The organism is Pseudomonas sp. PS01270, assembly GCF_029959775.1.
GTDB lineage: Bacteria > Pseudomonadota > Gammaproteobacteria > Pseudomonadales > Pseudomonadaceae > Aquipseudomonas > Aquipseudomonas atacamensis.
The window spans coordinates 1-20,085 of the sequence record NZ_JASCPT010000097.1 but is presented as its reverse complement, the minus strand read 5'-3'; the positions used below and the strand labels follow the sequence as shown (position 1 = coordinate 20,085).

The 20,085-nt window shown below is 59.9% G+C and carries 17 protein-coding genes and 5 tRNA genes; 3 read left to right on the top strand and 19 right to left on the bottom strand.

Going from position 1 to position 20,085, the window contains the following annotated elements; genetic code table 11:
• Positions 1-71: 71 nt before the first annotated feature.
• The 9 genes from QMX86_RS21390 to uvrB all read right to left on the bottom strand — a co-directional run bounded on the left by QMX86_RS21390 (position 72) and on the right by uvrB (position 6,546).
• Positions 72-515 (bottom strand): thioesterase family protein, encoded by a 444-nt coding sequence (locus QMX86_RS21390; RefSeq protein WP_016773923.1) that lies wholly within the window; start codon positions 513-515, stop codon positions 72-74.
• A 46-nt stretch (positions 516-561) separates the two neighbouring features.
• On the bottom strand, positions 562-1,395 hold the full coding sequence (locus QMX86_RS21385) for an alpha/beta fold hydrolase (protein ID WP_016773922.1): 834 nt from the start codon (positions 1,393-1,395) through the stop codon (positions 562-564).
• Between the two features lie 30 nt (positions 1,396-1,425).
• A complete protein-coding gene (locus QMX86_RS21380; protein ID WP_016773921.1) occupies positions 1,426-1,965 on the bottom strand; it encodes a TetR/AcrR family transcriptional regulator in 540 nt (179 codons plus the stop codon).
• 182 nt (positions 1,966-2,147) lie between these two features.
• A tRNA-Glu gene (locus QMX86_RS21375) sits at positions 2,148-2,223 on the bottom strand.
• An 80-nt stretch (positions 2,224-2,303) separates the two neighbouring features.
• Positions 2,304-2,379, bottom strand: a tRNA-Ala gene (locus tag QMX86_RS21370).
• Positions 2,380-2,432: 53 nt separating this feature from the next.
• Positions 2,433-2,508 (bottom strand) — tRNA-Glu (locus QMX86_RS21365).
• Between the two features lie 79 nt (positions 2,509-2,587).
• Positions 2,588-2,663: transfer RNA gene (locus QMX86_RS21360), tRNA-Ala, on the bottom strand.
• Positions 2,664-2,851: 188 nt separating this feature from the next.
• The gene (gene gltX, locus QMX86_RS21355; protein ID WP_071171803.1) at positions 2,852-4,333 is read right to left on the bottom strand and encodes a glutamate--tRNA ligase; all 1,482 of its coding nucleotides are present in this window, start codon (positions 4,331-4,333) and stop codon (positions 2,852-2,854) included.
• Positions 4,334-4,530: 197 nt separating this feature from the next.
• A complete protein-coding gene (uvrB, locus tag QMX86_RS21350; RefSeq protein WP_016773919.1) occupies positions 4,531-6,546 on the bottom strand; it encodes an excinuclease ABC subunit UvrB in 2,016 nt (671 codons plus the stop codon).
• Positions 6,547-6,883: 337 nt separating this feature from the next.
• Between uvrB and QMX86_RS21345 the strand changes: the two genes are divergently transcribed.
• Entirely contained in the window at positions 6,884-8,080 is a 1,197-nt protein-coding gene (locus QMX86_RS21345) for an amino acid aminotransferase (protein ID WP_016773918.1), read from the top strand.
• Positions 8,081-8,308: 228 nt separating this feature from the next.
• Positions 8,309-8,509 carry a hypothetical protein gene (locus QMX86_RS21340; RefSeq protein WP_016773917.1) on the top strand — a complete coding sequence of 67 codons (201 nt, stop codon included), beginning with the start codon at positions 8,309-8,311 and terminating at the stop codon, positions 8,507-8,509.
• On the opposite strand, the gene QMX86_RS21335 is transcribed toward QMX86_RS21340, so the two are convergent.
• Both QMX86_RS21335 and QMX86_RS21330 read right to left on the bottom strand, forming a co-directional pair.
• On the bottom strand, positions 8,506-8,736 hold the full coding sequence (locus tag QMX86_RS21335) for a hypothetical protein (RefSeq protein WP_122706879.1): 231 nt from the start codon (positions 8,734-8,736) through the stop codon (positions 8,506-8,508). The genes QMX86_RS21340 and QMX86_RS21335 overlap by 4 nt on opposite strands.
• A complete protein-coding gene (locus tag QMX86_RS21330) occupies positions 8,733-8,945 on the bottom strand; it encodes a hypothetical protein (protein ID WP_178372434.1) in 213 nt (70 codons plus the stop codon). Before QMX86_RS21330 ends, QMX86_RS21335 begins: the two co-directional genes overlap by 4 nt.
• 10 nt (positions 8,946-8,955) lie before the next feature.
• On the opposite strand from QMX86_RS21330, the gene QMX86_RS21325 reads away from it, so the two are divergent.
• Positions 8,956-9,031, top strand: a tRNA-Asn gene (locus tag QMX86_RS21325).
• Between the two features lie 113 nt (positions 9,032-9,144).
• Here QMX86_RS21325 and QMX86_RS21320 read toward each other — a convergent pair.
• The 8 genes from QMX86_RS21320 to QMX86_RS21285 all read right to left on the bottom strand — a co-directional run bounded on the left by QMX86_RS21320 (position 9,145) and on the right by QMX86_RS21285 (position 19,879).
• On the bottom strand, positions 9,145-10,668 hold the full coding sequence (locus tag QMX86_RS21320; RefSeq protein ID WP_024012376.1) for a nucleobase:cation symporter-2 family protein: 1,524 nt from the start codon (positions 10,666-10,668) through the stop codon (positions 9,145-9,147).
• Positions 10,669-10,946: 278 nt separating this feature from the next.
• Positions 10,947-11,780, bottom strand: a complete 834-nt coding sequence (locus tag QMX86_RS21315; protein WP_282385442.1) for an arylamine N-acetyltransferase — start codon at positions 11,778-11,780, stop codon at positions 10,947-10,949.
• A gap of 100 nt (positions 11,781-11,880) precedes the next feature.
• A complete protein-coding gene (xth, locus tag QMX86_RS21310) occupies positions 11,881-12,675 on the bottom strand; it encodes an exodeoxyribonuclease III (protein WP_076567072.1) in 795 nt (264 codons plus the stop codon).
• 83 nt (positions 12,676-12,758) lie between these two features.
• Positions 12,759-14,201 (bottom strand): mechanosensitive ion channel family protein, encoded by a 1,443-nt coding sequence (locus QMX86_RS21305; protein ID WP_110646436.1) that lies wholly within the window; start codon positions 14,199-14,201, stop codon positions 12,759-12,761.
• Positions 14,202-14,444: 243 nt separating this feature from the next.
• The gene (locus QMX86_RS21300; protein WP_110598727.1) at positions 14,445-15,311 is read right to left on the bottom strand and encodes a pirin family protein; all 867 of its coding nucleotides are present in this window, start codon (positions 15,309-15,311) and stop codon (positions 14,445-14,447) included.
• Between the two features lie 158 nt (positions 15,312-15,469).
• Positions 15,470-18,676: a transporter substrate-binding domain-containing protein gene (locus tag QMX86_RS21295; RefSeq protein WP_282385441.1), complete on the bottom strand. Its 3,207-nt coding sequence runs from the start codon at positions 18,674-18,676 to the stop codon at positions 15,470-15,472.
• A gap of 10 nt (positions 18,677-18,686) precedes the next feature.
• Entirely contained in the window at positions 18,687-19,319 is a 633-nt protein-coding gene (locus QMX86_RS21290) for a response regulator transcription factor (protein WP_016773908.1), read from the bottom strand.
• A gap of 125 nt (positions 19,320-19,444) precedes the next feature.
• Positions 19,445-19,879 carry a chemotaxis protein CheY gene (locus tag QMX86_RS21285; RefSeq protein WP_282385440.1) on the bottom strand — a complete coding sequence of 145 codons (435 nt, stop codon included), beginning with the start codon at positions 19,877-19,879 and terminating at the stop codon, positions 19,445-19,447.
• Between the last annotated feature and the right edge of the window lie 206 nt (positions 19,880-20,085).

The window sequence follows — 20,085 nt, the reverse complement described above, 5'->3', positions numbered from 1 at the left end:
CGGTCTGTCAGTTGATACATGCGTAACTGACGCGACGCTTCGCGAGCAGGCTCGCTCCCACAGGGTGAGATTTACATCGCCTCTGCAATCTGGATCGCCGGGCCATAGCCTTCGATAAATTCCGCCGGCATGCGCTTGGGCTTGCCGGTCGACAGCTCGATGCAGACAAATGTGGTCTGCGCGCGCAGCAGGGTGGCGTTGTCACTGGGGCGTTTGAGCTGGAAATGCCGGGTCATTTTCAGGCGCTGATCCCAGTCGACGATCCAGGTCGCCAGTTGCAGTTCATCGCCTTCATAGGCTGCGGCCAGATAATCGATTTCATGGCGGACAACGGCCATCGCCCGATCCAGCCGCCGATACTCGACCAGGTCCAGGCCGAGGCGCTGCGAATGGCGCCATGCACAGCGCTCGAGCCAGGTCACATACACCGCGTTATTGGCGTGCCCGAGCCCGTCGATGTCTTCGGCGCCTACTTGCAGATCAATGGTAAACGGCGTTGCCCGATCCCAGCCCATGCCCCACTCCCGGTCAAAGTATTCAACCGGGGCAGTGTAACGGAGCTCAGGCCGATTGGCGCGCCTGAAGGCTGCGACCGGCAAGCAGTGATAACACACCATCAATCACTCGAGGGTCGGCCAGTACCCGTTGATGGCCGCCGCTTTCCAGACGCAACAGGCGGCTGTCGAACCAGGCTTCGTGAATCAATTGCGATTCTTTGACCGAGACAAAATTGTCGTCCTCGGCATGCACGATCAGACCGGGCATATCCAGTTGATAGTGAGCCACGTCGAGCGTCGCGGCGCGCATGCCGACGTCCTGCTCGACCTGGCGGATAAACGCCGAACGCGCGCGCGGCGGCATGCCAACCATTCGCGCAAAACCGCGCAGAACGCCGAGAATCCGCGACGGTGCGGCGATGCTTACCAGAGTTTCGGTGCGCAGGCCCAATTGCACGGCGAGCATCGCGCTGGCGCCGCCCATGGAATGGCCGATAACCGCTTGCAGCGGCGGCAATTCGGCAGCCGCTTCAAGCATGGCGCGGGCGAACAGCACTACATTGGCTTCGCGCCCAGGGGAGCGACCGTGAGCCGGACCATCGAGCGCGACGACGGTATAACCGGCATCGACCAGAGCATTGATCAGCGAGGCGAATTGCGTTGGCCGCCCTTCCCAACCATGCATCAGCAACACCGTAGGGCCTTGACCCCAGCGCAGCGCCGACAGGCCGAAGCGCAACGTGATGCGTTCGGAGCTGGCCAACAGCGGCAGCTCCCAATCGCGCAGCGGTAGCGCGCGGGGCGTCATGAACGCCAGACGCATTTTGCTCGCCACCAGCTTTGGTGCAAACCAGCCCAAGGTACCGTTAACGCCACGAACCCACTTCAACGCGTTCATCGCACTCTCCTCAGGCTTGTTGCCTTCAGGTCAACGCACCGCCGACTTGGCGGCGCGCAGCAATCGATCGGATAACTCTCCCGGACCCAGCGCCCTGGCCAAGGCCAGACCACCGACCATCAACGCGACATCGGCCAAAGCCTTGTCGGTGTCTTCAGGGCTGGCGGCCAGTTGCGCGACCATCAGCTCCAGATGCTCGTTCAGCGCGATGCGGAACGACTCCGGCAAACGCCCCAATTCGCCAATCGAGGCCGGAATCGGGCATGCGGCTTCGCTGGAATCCCGGTGTTTGCGTGACAGGTAGAACGCAGCCACCAAAGCGCGACGCTCTTCGCCGGTCAGATCGGCGTCCATGTCGGCAATCAGGTCGCGACGGCGGCCCAGTAGTTGCTTGAACGCTTCGAGCATCATCGCGTCCTTGCTTTCGAAGTGGGCGTAGAAACCGCCGACGGTCAGGCCGGCGGCGCCCATCACTTCGCCCACGCTCGGGTCTGCCGGGCCGCGCTGAATCAATGCGGCGCTGGCAGCCTTGAGGATGCGTTCGCGGGTTTGAGCTTTTTTATCGTTCATCGTTGCCTCCGAATATTACGACTAGAATATTATTCTCATAATAATATTCCGCAAGTCATGAATATGACCGCTGGTCTGAAGCACAGTGTAAGGAAAAAGGAGAGTTGGCCAAACGCCGGACAAACAAAAGGGCCATTCAATAATTGAATGACCCTTATAAAATCCCGCAGAGCGGGTAATCGTGGCGTCCCCTAGGGGACTCGAACCCCTGTTACCGCCGTGAAAGGGCGGTGTCCTAGGCCACTAGACGAAGGGGACACAAACCCTTCTATACAACTGATCAGTGCTGAGAGCTGATCGATTCAAGGCCGGTGTGGCCAGACCTTGAACTGTAAAATTGGTGGAGCTAAGCGGGATCGAACCGCTGACCTCCTGCATGCCATGCAGGCGCTCTCCCAGCTGAGCTATAGCCCCGGATTTTTCGCCTCGCGGCGGAGTGATCTCTTGCAACATCACTTCTGTAAAACTGGCGTCCCCTAGGGGACTCGAACCCCTGTTACCGCCGTGAAAGGGCGGTGTCCTAGGCCACTAGACGAAGGGGACGCAAACCCTTCTATACAACTGATCAACGCTGAGTGTTGATCGCTTCAAGGCCGGTGTGGCCAGACCTCGAAGTGTAAATTGGTGGAGCTAGACGGGATCGAACCGTCGACCTCTTGCATGCCATGCAAGCGCTCTCCCAGCTGAGCTATAGCCCCTCATCGCTGAGGACGGGGCGAATCTTAAGGGCGTATCGAAAGCCTGTCAAACTTATTTTTGAAAAATTTCAAAATTTTTTGCCGGGATAACAATCACTTACCGCCCTCCCCCGTAAATTCGGGAGAAACGCCGAAGGCAGTATGAAAAGATCGCAGCCTTCGGCAGTCCTGCAGAGAAGCAAAAGCAATCAGGCGATGGCGCCCAAGAGCTTTTCCCACTCTTTGTTTTCTTTCTTCGACACGCCGCCCAACAGGTCAATCGCCTGGCGCAGACGGAAACGGGTCAGGTCCGGGCCGAGGATTTCCATCGCATCGAGCACCGACACCGAACTCGCCTGCCCGGTGATCGCAGCAAACATCAACGGCATCGCATCGCGCAGTTTGAGCTCGAGGGATTCGACCACCGCCTGAATCGTCGCGGTGATGCTGTCCTTCTCCCACTGCCGCAGGCTTTCCAGTTTCCACAGGATCAACTGCATCAACTGGCGAACCTGATCGCCGGAGAGCTTTTTCGACTCGAACAGCTTGGCATCCGGATTCACGCCGCCAGCAAAGAAGAACCCAGCCAGCGGTGCGACCTGGCTGAACGTTTCAACCCGACCCTGCACGTGCGGCGCGATTTTCATCATGTAGTCGGAATTGAACGCCCACTTCTGCACACGGGCGGCAAACTCTTCCACCGGCAGATCGCGCAGCCACTGGCCGTTGAGCCACGACAGCTTCTCGATATCGAAGATCGGCCCGCCGAGGGATACGCGCTTGAGGTCGAAGTTGTCGACCATTTCCTGCAGCGAGAACTTCTCGCGCTCGTCCGGCATCGACCAGCCCATGCGCCCGAGGTAGTTGAGCATCGCTTCCGGCATGAAGCCCATGCGCTCGTAGAACGTTACCGAGGTCGGGTTCTTGCGCTTGGACAGCTTGCTCTTGTCCGGGTTGCGCAGCAGCGGCATGTAGCACAGCTCCGGCTGTTCCCAGCCGAAGTATTCGTACAGCAAAATCAGTTTCGGTGCCGATGGCAGCCACTCTTCGCCACGCAGCACGTGGGTGATGCCCATCAGGTGATCGTCGACGACGTTGGCGAGGAAGTACGTCGGCAGGCCGTCGGTCTTCATCAGCACTTGCATGTCCATGCGATCCCACGGGATCTCGACGTCGCCACGCAACATGTCCGGCACCACGCAGACGCCTTCGCTCGGCACCTTCATGCGGATCACGTGCGGTTCGCCAGCGGCCAGGCGCGCGGCGACTTCTTCTTTCGACAGCAGCAGTGCGCGGCCGTCGTAGCGCGGAGTTTCGCCGCGAGCCATTTGCTCGGCGCGCATCTGATCGAGTTCTTCAGCGGTGCAGAAGCACGGGAACGCATGGCCCATGTCGACCAGTTGCTGGCAGTACTTCTGATAGATGTCGCCGCGCTCGCTCTGCCGATACGGGCCGTGCGGGCCGCCGACGTCCGGGCCTTCGCTCCAGTCGATGCCGAGCCAGCGCAGGGCGTCGAAGATCTGCTGTTCGGACTCGCGGGTCGAACGCAACTGATCGGTGTCTTCAATGCGCAGGATGAACTCACCGCCGTGCTGCTTGGCAAAGCAGTAGTTGAACAATGCGATGTAAGCGGTACCTACGTGGGGGTCCCCGGTAGGCGATGGCGCGATGCGAGTGCGGACGGTGGTCATGGCTTGTCTCGAAAAAATGAAGAGCAGAACAATCAAGCGGCGAATGGTAACAGGCGACACCCGCCCCGCTCCAGCGGGCAGGGTATTTAAGCCGGAGACCGGGACTCGCTTATACCGAGTCGCCCCCATTCGCGAGCAGACTCGCTTCCACAGGGAAACACAATGATCGTTCCCACGCTCTGCGTGGGAACGATCCCCTATACCGTAAGCAATCGTTCGCGCAGTTTGGCAATCTCGTCACGCATCTGCGCCGCCGCTTCAAACTCCAGATCCCGCGCCAGTTGGTACATCTTCTCTTCCAACGCGCGGATGCGTTTGGTGATTTCGCTTGGCGAGCGCAACTCGGCTTCGTACTTGGCGTTCTCTTCGGCGGCCTTGGCCATGCCTTTGCGCTTCTTGCTGCGCGAACCCGGTACGGTGGCGCCTTCCATGATGTCGGCGACGTCCTTGATCACACCTTTCGGGGTGATGCCGTTCTCGAGGTTGAAGGCGATCTGCTTCTCGCGGCGGCGCTCGGTCTCACCAATCGCCCGCTCCATCGAACCGGTCATGCGATCGGCGTAGAGAATCGCCCGGCCATTGAGGTTACGCGCCGCGCGACCGATGGTCTGGATCAGCGAGCGCTCGGAACGCAGGAAGCCTTCCTTGTCGGCATCGAGAATCGCCACCAGCGACACTTCCGGCATGTCGAGGCCTTCACGCAGCAGGTTGATCCCGACCAGCACATCGAACACGCCGAGGCGCAAGTCGCGGATGATCTCGACGCGCTCGACAGTGTCGATGTCCGAGTGCAGATAACGCACGCGCACACCGTGGTCGGCGAGGTAATCGGTCAGGTCTTCGGCCATGCGCTTGGTCAGCGTGGTGACCAGCACACGTTCTTCAATCGCCACACGCTTGGTGATTTCCGAGAGCAAGTCATCGACCTGAGTCAGCGCCGGCCGCACTTCAACCTGCGGGTCGACCAGACCGGTCGGCCGTACCACTTGCTCAACCACCCGCCCGGCGTGCTCGGCTTCGTAGTTGCCGGGCGTTGCCGAGACGAAAATGGTCTGCGGGCTGACCCCTTCCCACTCGTCGAAACGCATTGGCCGGTTGTCCAGCGCCGAAGGCAGGCGGAAGCCGTACTCCACCAGCGTTTCCTTGCGCGAACGGTCGCCCTTATACATCGCGCCGACCTGCGGCACGCTGACGTGGGATTCGTCGATCACCAGCAAGGCGTCGGCAGGCAGATAGTCGTAAAGCGTGGGTGGCGCCGCGCCGGATGGACGCCCGGAAAGGTAGCGCGAGTAGTTTTCGATGCCGTTGCAGTAACCCAGTTCGAGAATCATCTCGAGGTCGAAACGGGTGCGCTGCTCCAGGCGCTGGGCCTCCACCAGTTTGTTGTTACTGCGCAGGTATTCGAGGCGCTCCTGCAATTCGACCTTGATGCCTTCGATGGCGTCGAGCAGGGTTTCCCGAGGCGTCACGTAGTGGCTCTTCGGATAGAAAGTGAAGCGCGGCATCTTGCGGATGACTTCGCCGGTCAGCGGATCAAACGCGGAAATGCTCTCGACCTCGTCATCGAACAGCTCGATGCGGATCGCTTCCAGATCGGATTCCGCCGGGAAGATATCGATCACATCACCGCGCACGCGGAACGTCGCCCGGGCAAAATCCATATCGTTGCGGGTGTATTGCAAGTCGGCCAGGCGCCGCAGAAGCGCGCGCTGATCGAGCTTGTCGCCGCGATCCACGTGCAAGACCATTTTCAGATAGGTTTCCGGACTGCCCAGACCATAGATGCACGATACCGTGGTGACGATGATCGCGTCCTTGCGCTCCAGCAAGGCCTTGGTCGCGGACAGGCGCATCTGCTCGATGTGGTCGTTGATCGAGGCGTCCTTCTCGATGAAGGTGTCGGACGACGGCACATACGCTTCGGGCTGGTAGTAGTCGTAGTAGGAAACGAAATATTCCACGGCGTTGTTCGGGAAGAACGCCTTGAACTCCCCGTACAACTGCGCGGCCAGGGTCTTGTTCGGCGCCAGAACCAGCGTCGGACGCTGTACCTGGGAGATGACGTTGGCGATGCTGAAGGTCTTGCCCGAGCCGGTCACACCGAGCAATGTCTGGTGCGCCAGCCCGGCGTCAATGCCCTCAACCAACTGGCGAATGGCTTCCGGCTGATCGCCGGCAGGCTCGAAGCGGGTGACTAGCTGGAATTCCGACATACACACCTCTGGATTCGCGGCGCTCCGCGTCAGACGGAGCACCACGAGGACGACCGCAAACGACCGATGTCGCGCAAGAAAAAACCTGGATTGTGCTGAATGTGGTGGCGATTGCCTGACCTTTCAAGGCAAACGTCCTACATCCGGTAAAGAGTCTGACAAAGTCAATCGACTAACGGTCCAGAAATAATTGGAAAAACTTACCCCAAAAGCCGATTCGCCTGTCGCCATTGCGCGGTGATGGCCTCTATACTAGCTCCCCGTTTGTGCACCGCTCTAGTGCATTCGGCTGGAGCGCTACACGTCCCTCCACTCTCCATTCAGAGCCGCCGTAATAATGAGCCTGTTCTCCGCTGTCGAAATGGCACCCCGCGATCCAATCCTGGGCCTCAACGAAGCATTCAACGCCGATACCCGGACCACCAAGGTCAACCTGGGCGTGGGCGTGTACTGCAACGAAGAGGGGCGAATTCCACTGCTGCGCGCGGTGATCGAAGCCGAGACGATTCGCGTCGCGCAACACGCTTCGCGCGGTTACCTGCCGATCGATGGCATCGCTGCCTACGACCAGGCCGTGCAGAAACTGCTGTTCGGCAACGACTCGCCGCTGATCAGCGCCGGTCGCGTCATCACCACTCAGGCCGTCGGCGGAACCGGCGCACTGAAAATCGGTGCCGACTTCCTCAAGCAACTGCTGCCGAACGCCGTCGTGGCGATCAGCGACCCGAGCTGGGAAAACCACCGCGCGCTGTTCGAAACCGCTGGTTTCCCGGTGCAGAACTACCGTTACTACGACGCTGCCACCCACGACGTGAACCGTGCCGGCATGCTCGACGACCTCAATGCCCTGCCGAACGGCTCGATCGTTGTCCTGCATGCTTGCTGCCACAACCCGACCGGCGTCGACCTGACCCCGGCGGACTGGAACAAGGTGCTGGAAGTGGTCAAGGCCAAAGGTCACGTGCCGTTCCTCGACATGGCTTACCAGGGTTTCGGCGACGGCATCGACGAAGACGCCGCCGCTGTGCGCCTGTTCGCCGAATCCGGCCTGACCTTTTTCGTCTCGAGCTCGTTCTCCAAATCGTTCTCGCTGTACGGCGAACGCGTTGGCGCATTGTCGATCATCAGCGAATCGAAAGAAGAAAGCGCGCGCGTGCTGTCGCAGGTCAAGCGCGTGATCCGCACCAACTACTCCAACCCGCCGACCCACGGCGCCAGCATCGTTGCTGCGGTGCTGAACAGCCCGGAACTGCGCGCGCAGTGGGAAGCCGAACTGGCCGAAATGCGTCTGCGTATTCGCGGCATGCGCGAGCAGATGGTTGCCCTGCTGGCGGAAAAAGCCCCGGGCCGCGATTTCAGCTTCGTCGGTCGTCAGCGCGGCATGTTCTCCTACTCCGGCCTGACCACTGAACAAGTGCATCGCCTGCGCAACGAGTTCGGCATCTACGCCCTGGACACCGGCCGCATCTGCGTGGCCGCGCTGAACCAGAGCAACATCAAGGCTGTGACGGACGCGATCGTTCAGGTCATCTGATTTCGGCGAGTGATGAAAAACGGGAAGCCTTTTGGGCTTCCCGTTTTTATTTGTCTCTGGAAACGCCTTGCAACCTCTAGACTGCACACAATCCAAAGTGTAGGAACTGACGAGTGCAACGAGGCTGCGATCTTTTGATCTTGTTTCTAAGATCAAGATCAAAAGATCGCAGCGTTCCGCAGCTCCTACCGGTTTTGTGTACACCCGAGATATTTGAAGAGAACCCACATGAAAAACGACAACCTGCGCGCTGACCGTGACGACCTGGATGATTTCATCCCGCGCGCTCCGGCCAAGCGTGAAAAGAGCCTGGTGCTGCAAGTCGCCACCGGGGTATTCCTCGGTGGCCTGGCCCTGTGGCTGGTGCAACTGGCGGCGACGGCGGCCTATGCCAAGCTGATGCTCGGCACGATTACCTTCGGCAGTTAAGCCAGCTCGACCGAGCGTTGAGTGGCAGCATCGTCGTAAATCACATACAGCGATTCGGCGACCTGGCTCTTGATGGCCTTGCTGCTTTCAAGACCAAGGACGAAACCTTCGGCCTTGCCGCCAGCGCGGTTCAATTCTTCGGCGGTGCTTGCCCCGGTGATTGCATCGAAAAGTTTTTCGGCGTGCGGGCCGATCCCTTTGGGCAGGCTGATCTGTGCAGTGCTCATGCGAGCACCTCGGTGTTGCGGGTGATTTGAGTCATGGCGCGTACCTTTGCGGCGAATGGCCGGTAGCGCGTGTGACCACTTCCGGGCTGCCATGGTAGACCTCTGAAGTCTTTCTGGTAACCGCCAATCGCTGACAAAATGCCGTCCGTCCCCATGAATCGCAAAAATTGCCAGGCGATGCTTGACTTCTCTTTTTGAATCAGTAACATACGCACCAATTCCGCAATAGCTCAGTTGGTAGAGCAAGTGACTGTTAATCACTGGGTCCCTGGTTCGAGTCCAGGTTGTGGAGCCAAATAGCAAAGCCCCTGAATCGCAAGATTCAGGGGCTTTTTTGTGGACACTCGAAAAATGCCAAAAGGCCGATCTGCTTGGGCAGATCGGCCTTTTTTGTTTCAGACGCAGCGGTCAGACATGTTCGCTGCTTTTCACCTGAACCTTAGGCGCGCCGTGGCCATGGTCGTGGTCATCCGGCTCGATCACCGGCACTTCCTTGCCATCGCAGTCATGCAGCTTGCCGTCGCTGAAGTAATCGCCTTCACGCAGCGCGGCCAGATCGCGATAACGCAGGGTGCGCTCTTCGGCTGCGGCGAACACCGACTGTTGATCCGAGTTGCCGGTCGTGAAGTGGTTGAACGCCAGGTTGAGCAGGATCGCCATGATTGCCGACGAACTGATGCCCGAATGGAAAATAGTCGCGAACCAGCTCGGGAAATGATCGTAGAAGTTCGGCGCGGCGATCGGGATCATGCCGAAACCGATCGAGGTGGCAACGATGATCAGGTTGACGTTGTTGCGGTAGTCCACCTTTGACAACGTGCGGATGCCACTCGCGGCCACCGTGCCGAACAGCACGATACCGGCGCCGCCGAGTACCGAAGTCGGCACTGCAGCAATCACCCGACCCATGAACGGCAGCAGGCCAAGCACGACAAGGAACAGACCACCGGTGGCCACCACAAAACGGCTCTTGATCCCGGTCACCGCCACCAGACCGACGTTCTGCGCGAAAGCACTTTGCGTAAACGAACCGAAGATCGGCGCAAACATGCTCGACAGCATGTCGGCACGCAGGCCGTTGCCCAAGCGTTTGGAATCTACCTTGGTGTCAATGATTTCGCCCACGGCGAGGATGTCCGCCGAGGTTTCCACCAGCGTCACCATGACCACAATGCACATCGACAGGATCGCGGCGAAATGGAAGGTCGGCATGCCGAAGTGGAACGGTGTCGGGAAGCCGAACATGGGGCCGGTGGTGACACTGGAGAAATCCGCCATGCCAAGGAACACCGCCAGCACCGTGCCGATGACCATGGCCAGCAGAATCGACAGCCGAGAAATGGTCGCGCTGCCAACCTTGCTCAGCAGCAACACCAGCACCAGCGTCACCGCCGCCAGACCGATGTTCTGCATGCTGCCGAAGTCCGGCGCGTGGCTGTTGCCGCCCATCGCCCAGCGTGCGGCCACCGGCATCAGCGTCAGGCCGATGGTGGTGATCACAATGCCGGTGACCAGCGGGGGAAAGAACTTGGTGATGCGTGAAAACACCGGCGTGATCAGCAAGCCGATCAACGAGGCGGCAATCACCGCACCCAGCACCGATTGGAAACCGCCCTCCCCGCCGCTGCTGACGATCGCAACCATGGTCGCCACGCCGGAGAACGATACGCCCTGGACCAGCGGCAGCTGACAGCCAAAAAACGGCAGACCCAGGGTTTGCAGCAACGTCGCCAGCCCCCCCGCAAACAATGAGGCAGCAATCAACAGACCAATGTCCGCCGGCGACAGACCGGCCGCCTGGCCAATGATCAGTGGCACCGCAACGATACCGCCGTACATGGTCAGAACATGTTGCAGGCCGTAAGCCATATTCGCGCCGACCCCGAGGTTTTCGTCCTCGGGCCGTTGGTGTGAAACATGGGGCGTTTTCATGGTGGGGGGTTCCCTGGTTTTTGTTATGCGCACACTGTATTCAATACTCAGGACAAATGTCCATAGAGTTGTATACAACTTGTCAGTCACATAATGGTTAGGTAGCCATCCAACCTTCTAGCCTGCGCTTCTTGCCCCAACAAATCCGGCAACACATCCCCGCTGCGTCCGCGCCAGTGCCCACCAGGCTGAAGTGTTCACGGCGACCGACGGTGCAGTCGCACTCTTTCAGCGGCCATCGGCGAAATCCGTCGCGTATTGGAGCCTGATGTAAAGCCTTAGATGGAGGCTGGCGCGATGACCCGAGCCAGCGCTTGTCGCACACGCGGTGAATCAGGCACCTGAAGATCGAACTCGCGCCGCAGCAATTTCATCAGCTCGTCGACGTCCGCCACCTCGCGCCGCTCACTGTCCGCGCCCATGTGATGAATGGCAAAACTGCCGTTGTTCAGGGTTTTGCGCCAGCCAGCGCCGGTGCGCGCGACCATCAGGCGCTGCGAAAAGGGTGACTCGGGATGGGTGGAGACGTACCAGTTGCCGACGGTGTAATCGATGTCTTCCTGGCGTTGCAAATCGAACAGGTACATCGGCCGCCATTCGCCTGCGACTTTGGCGCGCAGTAGGTAGCCATCTGCTTGCTTGTCGATGCGGTAAGGTTCGTGTGGGGTGGGTTGCTCATCTTCACTGGCGAGCAGCAGCGGTGCGGTGGGCACCATGCCGCCAAAGCCGACGTCGGTGATGTAACGCACTTCGTCGATGGTCACCAGACTCAAACGATGGGTGCGCGCCGTCCAGCTGCCTTCCGGTTGATTCATCACCACGCGCCCGCTGATCGCCCGCGCGTCGAAGCCCAATTCCAGCAACATCGCGAAGAACAAGTAATTGAGTTCGTAGCAATAGCCGCCGCGACCACTGCGCAGGACTTTTTCTTCGATGGACGCAAGGTCGATCAACACTGGCGCACCGCTGACCGTGGCCAGGTTTTCGAAAACAAACTCAGCGGTATGGCGCAGCTGCAATTCACACAACGTATCCAGGGTCGGCGGCGGTGGTTCATCGAAACCCAGGCGTTGCAGATACAACTTGATATTGCTCAGCCGTGGCGCACTCATTGCTCGATCCTTATGCATGGGCCGCAGAACACTGCGTGGTTATTGCCCTGTATACGGGATCAAGCACGACTTCCGACAATTGATTTCGCCAATCGCCCGCTCAGCGCTTTTTCCGCGAAGCGATGCGAATCCATGTCGGTGCATGGTCACTGGCGTGCGGTTCGTTGCGTACCCAGGCGTCGACGCCAGCGTCGTGCAAATACGGGCTCAATGCCGGGTTGAGCAGCAGGTGGTCGATGCGCAGGCCGGAATTGGTTTGCCAATGGTTACGGAAATAATCCCAGAAGGTGTAGAGGCGCTCTTCGGGATACACGTGGCGCAGAGAATCGGTCCAGCCCTGATCCAGCAGCCGCTGGTAGCACTCGCGGCTTTCAGGTTGCAACAAAGCATCCTTGAGCCAGGATCGGGTGTTGTAGATGTCCATGTCGGTGGGCACGACATTGAAGTCACCGGCCAGGACCACCGGGTGATCGCTGCTTTGCAGGTCTTTGGCGTAATTGATCAGACGCTCGAACCAGGCCAGTTTGTAATCGAATTTCGGCCCCGGCTGCGGGTTGCCGTTGGGCAGATACAGGCAACCGACCAGCACACCGTGCACCGCCGCTTCGATATAGCGGCTGTGGGTGTCATCGGCATCGCCGGGCAAACCGCGTCGACTCTCCAACGGCTGCGCATCACGCGCCAGAATCGCCACGCCATTCCATGACGCCTGGCCCTGCCAGATTGCGCCGTAACCGGCGGCCTCCAGTTCGGCGACGGGAAATGCGCTGTCGACTGATTTGAGCTCTTGCAGGCAGACGATGTCCGGTTGCTCGCGCTTGAGCCATTCCAGCAGATTCGGCAGCCGCGCGCGCATGCCGTTGACGTTGAAGGTGGCGATTCGCAGGTTTTTCATCGTCTGCAACTCCTGCCCGGTGGGATTGCAAATTGTGACCCTGAGAACGCCGCGCAGGTTGCATCGAATGACAATACGACAGCTCAGACGCGATTACGCAGCCATTGCAGAAAGCCTCTTTTCGGCGCGACCACGGGCGCGTCCTCGGTCAGCGACTGCGCCTTGTGCAGACGGAAATCGAGCAATGCCTGCATCGCATCGTGGATGTCATGGCGCGCGTCCAGGCACGGTTTCAGGTAGGACTTCTCGATGCGATACAGGGCGCAGAAAGTCTTCGCGGAAAAATCCGCCGGCAAGGCGGTGTCGGAAAGAATCCCGGCCTCGCCGATCACCTCACCCGGCCCCATGCGCCCGGATTCCAGGGGTGCACCATGGCGCTTGAGCGTCACCGAAACCACGCCGGACTCAATGATGAACAAATGATCGCTGACCTCGCCGCCCGCCAGAATCGTTTCGCCGGCGCGGAAAGTTTGCAGAGTCATGTTCTGGCTGAAGGTGTCTTTTTCTTCTTCACGCAGAGTCGAGAAGATCGGTGAGCTTTCCAGCAGCGCCCGTGGCCGCGACAACTGCGGTGCGGCGCTGGTCTCGTTGCTCGACAGCAGATTGACGCCGGAGGCCTGCAAATGCCGGTAAGCGAGGTCGAACAACTGATTGCGCACCACGCGCTTCTCGCCCATCGAGGCGACAAATCCACTGATTTCGTACTCCGCGCCGCCGCTGGCAGAACTCTTCAACGACACGCTGGGCGCCGGTGTGTCGAGCAATTGCCGGCAGCCTTGCATCGCCCGCTCCAACGCCTCGATCACTGAGCTGGGTCGGGCATGGGGGCTGACGGGCACGCTGACGGAAACGCCGAACATATTGCTCGGTCGGCTGAAGTTGATGATTTTGGCTTTCGCCGCCAGCGAGTTGGGAATCACGGCCATGCTGCCCTGACTGGTTTGCAGACGCGTGGCGCGCCAGTCGATGTCGGTGACGCGGCCCTCGGTGCCGTCGATGGAGATCCAGTCATCGAGTTGATAGGGCTTGGTGGTGTTGAGGACGATGCCGGAAAACACATCGCTCAAGGTGCTCTGCAAGGCCAGGCCGACAATGATCGCCAACGCGCCGGACGTCGCCAGCACACCTTTGACTGGCAGATCGAGCACGTACGCCAGCGCCGCAATGATCGCGATGAGGAAAATCACCGCGCCGAGCAAGTCCTGCAACAGCCGGCCGGTGTGGCCGACCCGCTGCATCATCACCGCGCCGATCAACACCGTCAGGGTCCGCGCACCAAACAGCCACCAGCCGATCTGCAAACCGGTCGCCGCCAGATGCAGCGGCACGTTGTCGGCCCACGGCGCCGGTTCCATCGGGTTGAGACCTTCGTTGAACAGCACAATGCTGAACAGGGCAAAAATCAGCACCCGCACCAGCAGCTTCCATTCACTGCCGCGAGAGCTGATCAGCCGCCACAAGCCAAGATCGAGCAGGATCAGGATCAACGCGCTAAACAACGGGTGTTCGGTCAGCAGAGACAGCATCAAACAACTCCGACAAAGGCCAATCGCGAGAAGATCGCACAGATTGGCACAGTGTAGGAGCAATTGATTTCGGTGGATGAGCACCGGCTTACAAACACTGCAAAACCCTGAAGGAGCTGACGAAGGCTGCGATCTTGAGGCTGTGGGACGCGGAGCGTCCCCGGCTGCATTCCCACGCAGAGCGTGGGAACGATCAGACGCTGAACAACCTGTGGGAGTTTCAGTTGGCGGTAAAGCTCGGGGTCAGGCGTGCATCTGGCCAAAACGCCCGGACTGGAAGTCGGCGAAGGCCTGGTGGATTTCCTGCTCGGTGTTCATCACGAACGGGCCATGGCCGACGATCGGTTCGTCGATCGGCTCGCCACTGAGCAGCAACACCACCGCGTCTTCGCTGGCCTGGAGGGTGAGTCGATCACCGTCGCGTTCGAACAGCGCCAACTGCCCTACCCCAACCGATTCCGCACCGTTGACCTGCACCGAACCTTTCAACACCACCAGTGCCGTGTTGCGTCCTTCGTGCAGATCAAGCGTCAGCAACTTGCCGGCATTGAGGCGCAAATCCCACACGTCGATTGGCGTAAAAGTCCGCGAAGGTCCGGTGTGCCCGTCGAATTCGCCGGCGATCAGACGCAGACTGCCGGCGTTGTCCTTGAGCGCGATGCTCGGAATGTCGCGGTCGAGAATGGTCTGGTAACCCGGCGCGGCCATTTTGTCCTTGGCCGGCAGGTTGACCCACAGCTGGACCATTTCCAGCTTGCCGCCGGTTCGGGCGAAGTTTTCCGAGTGGAATTCCTCATGGAGGATGCCGGAAGCTGCGGTCATCCACTGCACATCACCCGGGCCGATGGTGCCGCCACTGCCGGTGGAATCGCGGTGCTGCACTTCGCCGTCGTAAACGATGGTCACGGTTTCGAAACCACGGTGCGGGTGCTGGCCGACGCCACGCTGTTCAGTGGTCGGGGTGAATTCGGCGGGACCGGCGTGATCGAGCAGCAGAAACGGGCTGATGTGCTTGCCCAGATTGTCGTAGGAAAACAGCGTGCGCACCGGGAAACCATCGCCGACCCAATGGCCGCGCGGGCTGGTGTAAATGCCGATGATGTTTTTCATGGGGTCTCCAATGGATAAATGCATTGGATTAAGCGTAAGGGCATATCGAATATTCGACTAGAGGGTGGAAATCGGCTTGAGTGTTCCATAGGCAGAACAATTGAGTCAGCGGCGCGCATTTCGCGAGCAGGCTCGCTCCCACAGGAGACTGCGTTGGCTCAGAGGCAGCGCGCGAGGCCGTGCATGGCTTCGCGCAACTTGTCGATGGCACGCTCGATAAACGCGTTTTCACCGTCTCGGCATGCCGTGTCCAGATCTGCACACGCCGCAACAACCCGCGCTGCCCCAACCATTTGCGCACCGCCCCTGATGCGATGGGCCAGCTCACGCAGGCCGTTGCGGTCGCCGACGCGGGTCTGATCCAAAGCCTGCAGATCGTCGCGCAAGCTATTGCCGACTTCCTTGCGCAAACGCTCGATCAACGAGTGATCGGCACCGGCCATCTGCTCCAGGGCAGTCAGATCAATCTCGACGGGCTCGGCACTTGGCGTTTCATCTTCGTGGCGCTCGCAACGATGAGCGCCTTTCAGGGCTTCAGCCAGATCATGCAAGCGAATCGGTTTGAACAGGCAACCGTCCATGCCGGCATCCAGACAGCGCAGGCGCTCTTCGACCTGCGCATTGGCCGTAAAACCGAGGATCAGACAGGGCCTGCGGCCGCTGGCGGCTTCTTCGTTGCGAATCGCCTGCGCCAGCTCATAGCCATTGCGGCGCGGCATGTTGCAGTCGGTGATCACCACATCGAAGGCCTGGGTTCGCCAGCGGTCCAGCCCCTGTTCTCCGTCGCCCACGTCTACCGTGCGATGCCCCAATTCACTCAGTTGCCAGCACATCAGCAAGCGATTGACCGGGTGATCGTCGACCGCCAACACGCTTAATACACAGGTCGCGGCTGCCGCCTCGGGCGTTGCCAGTGCGGTCGTCACCGACGTCAACAGCGGCAACTGGATATTGATTTTTACTCGCGTGCCTTGCCCGAGATCACTATCGAGACCCAGTGTGCCGCCCATCATTTCGCAGAGGTTACGGCTGATCACCAGCCCCAGGCCGGAACCGCTGCGCGCCGCTTGAAGGCTATTGCTCGCTTGAACGAACGGGCTGAACAGGCGCTTTTGATCTTCGCCGCTGATGCCGATGCCGTTGTCTTCGATGCGCAACAGCAAGTCCACTTCAGCGTCGGTCATGGCGATGACCTGCAAGCGCAAACTCACCTCGCCCGCCTCGGTGAATTTGATCGCATTGCTCAACAGGTTCGACAGCACTTGTTTGAAGCGCGTCGGATCAATCAGCACATCCACGTCGGCGCGCGGATCAAGTTCGATGCGCCACAACAAGCGCTTCTGCCGCGCCAGCCCTTCGAAAACCCGACACACCGATAACACCGTCTCGCGCAGGTTGGCCCGCTCGGGCGAAAGGGACAAATGCCCCGACTCGATACGGGCGATATCGAGAATGTCGCCAATCAACGCCAATAATTGCTGGCCGGCATTCGACGCCACCTGAATTGCCAGTCGATCAGTCACGCCCTCCTCTGCGCGCTTGAGGGCCAGTTCGAGCATGCCGATCAAGGCGTTCATCGGTGTGCGGATCTCGTGGCTCATGGTCGCCAGGAAAGTTCTTTTGGCCCGATTGGCCTCATCCGCTACGTCCTTGGCCTGTTGCAGTTGCAACAACCATTGCTGGCGCTGATGGATCTGCCGACGCTGCCAGCCGATCCAGATCAAGGCCAGCAGCAGCAAGCCTGCGGCGCCGGCAAAACCAAGCAGAATCTCGCGGCGATGGCGCGACCAATAGCTGTCCTCCACCACCACATCGTGGCTCCAGCGCTCGACCAGTTCATCCATTTGCTGCGGCGCGATGCTCAGCAACGCCTTGTTCAGGATCGAGTGCAGCAGCGCCGACTGCGGCGCCGTGGCCAAAGCGATGCGCGCCGGCTGATCGCCTACGGTGCCGGTAATACGCAGGCGGTCGCGGTATTGGCGGGCGATCAGAAAACGCGCCACCAGCAACGAACTTACCGTCACGTCGACCTGTCCACGGGCAATCAGCGCCATGCCTTCGGCGGGGCTTTTGACTTCGACCAGACGCAGTCCGGGCACCCGTTGCAGCAAATAATCGCGCAACGGATGCCCTCGATAGATGGCCAGGCGTTTGCCCGCCAGTTCGTCGAGCGGCAATGGATGTGGTCCGTTCGCTGCGCTGACCAGCACGAACGGATTGTTCAGATAGGCGCGGGTGAATTGCAGCTGCGCTTCCCGCTCGGTGCTCGGCGTCACCACCGGCAGAACATCGAGTGCGCCGGCCTGGAGCTGCTCGAACTGATCGTTCAAGGAGGTGCCACGCACGATCTCGAAATTCAGCCCGCTGCGCTGTGCAATCAGGCTCAGCAACTGCGCTGCCAGCCCGTTGAAGCGTCCATCGGCATCGAAAAACGCCAACGGCGCGAAGTCTTCGACAGCGCCGACCCGCACCACCGGGTGCTGATCCAGCCACTGCTGCTCGGCGGCGCTGAGGTGTACCCGCGACTGTTCGGCCATCTCGGCGAGGCCGACGCTCCAGCGCTGTTCGATCAGATGGCGACGCTCCATGGGCACGGCCAGCAAGGCCTTGTCGACGATGCGTTTGAGCACCACATCGCTGCGCAACAACGCAAAGGCGAACGGATTGGCATCAAGCCCCGACGGCCCGGCCAGTTGCAGGTCGTTGCGATAATTGGTGTTGATCAGGTAGTTGGCGCTGATGAAGTCGCCCAGGTACACATCGTCGGCACCGAAGGCGACCGCGCCGAGTGCATCCATGGCCGAAGCATAAAGCTGCACGTGGGCGCCGGGGTAGAACGCCTGAACATGGGCCAGTGGCAGGTAATCCTCGACCATGGCGATGCGTTTGCCTGCAAGGTCAGCAGGCAGTTTCTCGTCATGACGCGTCACCAGCATTGGCTGATCTTCAGCGTACGGCCGCGACAGAACAAAGGCCGGATCGGCGGCTTCGAAACTGTTCGAGGTGCCCAGGAGTTCGACGTCAGCGCGCTTGAGTGCGGCCATCAGTGCGGGACGATCGGCGAAACGCCGCACTTCGATCCTGATGCCGAGCAGTTGCGCCAGCAGATCGGCGTAATCGGCGGTCAGCCCTTCCAGCTCATGCTGATTGCGGGTGATTTCGAAGGGCGGGTAATCCGGGCCGGAAATGCCCATGCGCAAGACTGGATGCTCACGTAACCACTGGCGCTCCCGATCATCGAGGCGGACCTGGATACTTCCCGGTTCGAGGCGCGCCAGCACCTCCAGCGTCTGCGGCTGGTCATTCGCCCCGACCGAGGCAACAAGCCCCAGCCACAGCAATAAAACCCGCAGTCCCTGCATCATGTCGGGGTACTCAGATCAAGTGATTGCGCTTGGCGAACTCACGCAGAAGCACCAGCGAACCCAGGCCAAGTTTCGCCATCATGCGGGTCTTGTAGGTGCTGACGGTTTTGTGACTCAGGTGCATTTCCAAAGCGATGGCCTTGTTCGGTTTGCCCAGCGCCAGATTCACGAAAATGCATAACTCTCGATCGGACAGCTGCGCGATCAGCTCCTTTTCCGTGCGTTGCACGGCGTTGTACAGACCGCTGGTATTGGGCAATGCGGAGAAATAAGTGTGGCCGGACATCAATGCCTTGATGGCTTCGTGCAGCAGAGTCAGTTGATTGCTCTTGGTCACGTAGCCCCTCGCGCCGGCGCGCAGACAACGCTCTTGATAATGCGTGGGCTCATGCATGCTGAACACCAGCACCCGGCAACGCGCCGTCGGCGCCTTGATCTGGATTCGCGTCAGCACTTCCAGACCGTCCATCGATCCCAGCCCCAGATCGAGCACAACCAGGTGCGGATCATGCGCGCAGATCAACGGCACGACTTCATTGCCATTGGACGCTTCATGAATCTGCGTGAAGCCTTGAGCCTGCAGGACAATTCGAATGGCCGCGCGCACGACTGGGTGATCATCGACGATCAGCGCTGACTTCATTGGTACTCCTGCAAAATCGAAGACACCGCAACAGTCTGTCCCGGAGTCGGTGGCCGCGCCGGCACTGTTACATGTATGAGCAACAGAATCACCTGTCAGGTCTGACAGTTGTGCAGAGTGGTTTTTTATGCATTGGCATGGCGCAACGACGCCTGAGAGTCAGGCGCTGCCTGGCGTTCATCGCAAGTTTCGACTCTCGCCATCACCTGCCCGATGAGCTGTAAATTGGGCAATGGCGTCGGGCTGATCTGCGCGTTTTCCTGAGCAAACCCCGCAACCGTCAGCAAGGGCGCCGACGGTTCGTTGTAGATCAGAGCGTGGCGAACCTGTGGGTGATCGAGCAGAAAACCCGACAGATCCAGGGAGCCTGCCGCCAGCTCGGCATTGATCACCAGCACATCGAACGGCTCGCAGCCATAGTCGACCAAGGTCAACAATTCGCCGAGAGTCTGCACCGGGGCGACGCGGTAGTAGCCGAGCGAGTTGAACAGGCGCTCGATTTTCATGCGATGAAAATGCTGCGGGTCGGCGATCAGGATGCGCAACGCTTTGTTGCTCATGGTCATTCTCCCGGTGAGGTTTGGGGAGGGCAAGACTACGCAAGCGTCGGCGATAGCTCTGTAGGACTTTTCCTAAAAATCCGGTCATTCATCCGTCGGCCCTGACGCACCAATATCCCATGTGGGAGCGAGCCTGCTCGCGAAGGGGCTATACCAGTCAGAGATGTACTGACTGACACGGCGCCTTCGCGAGCAGGCTCGCTCCC

What these genes read in the sequence shown, in the direction of transcription:
- QMX86_RS21390 (WP_016773923.1), bottom strand. Translation starts at nt 515, where the DNA reads ATGGGCTGGGATCGGGCAACGCCGTTTACCATTGATCTGCAAGTAGGC.
- QMX86_RS21345 (WP_016773918.1), top strand. Translation starts at nt 6,884, where the DNA reads ATGAGCCTGTTCTCCGCTGTCGAAATGGCACCCCGCGATCCAATCCTG.
- QMX86_RS21320 (WP_024012376.1), bottom strand. Translation starts at nt 10,668, where the DNA reads ATGAAAACGCCCCATGTTTCACACCAACGGCCCGAGGACGAAAACCTC.
- QMX86_RS21385 (WP_016773922.1), bottom strand. Translation starts at nt 1,395, where the DNA reads ATGAACGCGTTGAAGTGGGTTCGTGGCGTTAACGGTACCTTGGGCTGG.
- QMX86_RS21305 (WP_110646436.1), bottom strand. Translation starts at nt 14,201, where the DNA reads ATGCTGTCTCTGCTGACCGAACACCCGTTGTTTAGCGCGTTGATCCTG.
- gltX (WP_071171803.1), bottom strand. Translation starts at nt 4,333, where the DNA reads ATGACCACCGTCCGCACTCGCATCGCGCCATCGCCTACCGGGGACCCC.
- QMX86_RS21335 (WP_122706879.1), bottom strand. Translation starts at nt 8,736, where the DNA reads ATGAGCACTGCACAGATCAGCCTGCCCAAAGGGATCGGCCCGCACGCC.
- QMX86_RS21330 (WP_178372434.1), bottom strand. Translation starts at nt 8,945, where the DNA reads ATGTTACTGATTCAAAAAGAGAAGTCAAGCATCGCCTGGCAATTTTTG.
- QMX86_RS21380 (WP_016773921.1), bottom strand. Translation starts at nt 1,965, where the DNA reads ATGAACGATAAAAAAGCTCAAACCCGCGAACGCATCCTCAAGGCTGCC.
- QMX86_RS21285 (WP_282385440.1), bottom strand. Translation starts at nt 19,879, where the DNA reads ATGAGCAACAAAGCGTTGCGCATCCTGATCGCCGACCCGCAGCATTTT.
- uvrB (WP_016773919.1), bottom strand. Translation starts at nt 6,546, where the DNA reads ATGTCGGAATTCCAGCTAGTCACCCGCTTCGAGCCTGCCGGCGATCAG.
- QMX86_RS21290 (WP_016773908.1), bottom strand. Translation starts at nt 19,319, where the DNA reads ATGAAGTCAGCGCTGATCGTCGATGATCACCCAGTCGTGCGCGCGGCC.
- QMX86_RS21295 (WP_282385441.1), bottom strand. Translation starts at nt 18,676, where the DNA reads ATGATGCAGGGACTGCGGGTTTTATTGCTGTGGCTGGGGCTTGTTGCC.
- QMX86_RS21300 (WP_110598727.1), bottom strand. Translation starts at nt 15,311, where the DNA reads ATGAAAAACATCATCGGCATTTACACCAGCCCGCGCGGCCATTGGGTC.
- QMX86_RS21315 (WP_282385442.1), bottom strand. Translation starts at nt 11,780, where the DNA reads ATGAGTGCGCCACGGCTGAGCAATATCAAGTTGTATCTGCAACGCCTG.
- xth (WP_076567072.1), bottom strand. Translation starts at nt 12,675, where the DNA reads ATGAAAAACCTGCGAATCGCCACCTTCAACGTCAACGGCATGCGCGCG.
- QMX86_RS21340 (WP_016773917.1), top strand. Translation starts at nt 8,309, where the DNA reads ATGAAAAACGACAACCTGCGCGCTGACCGTGACGACCTGGATGATTTC.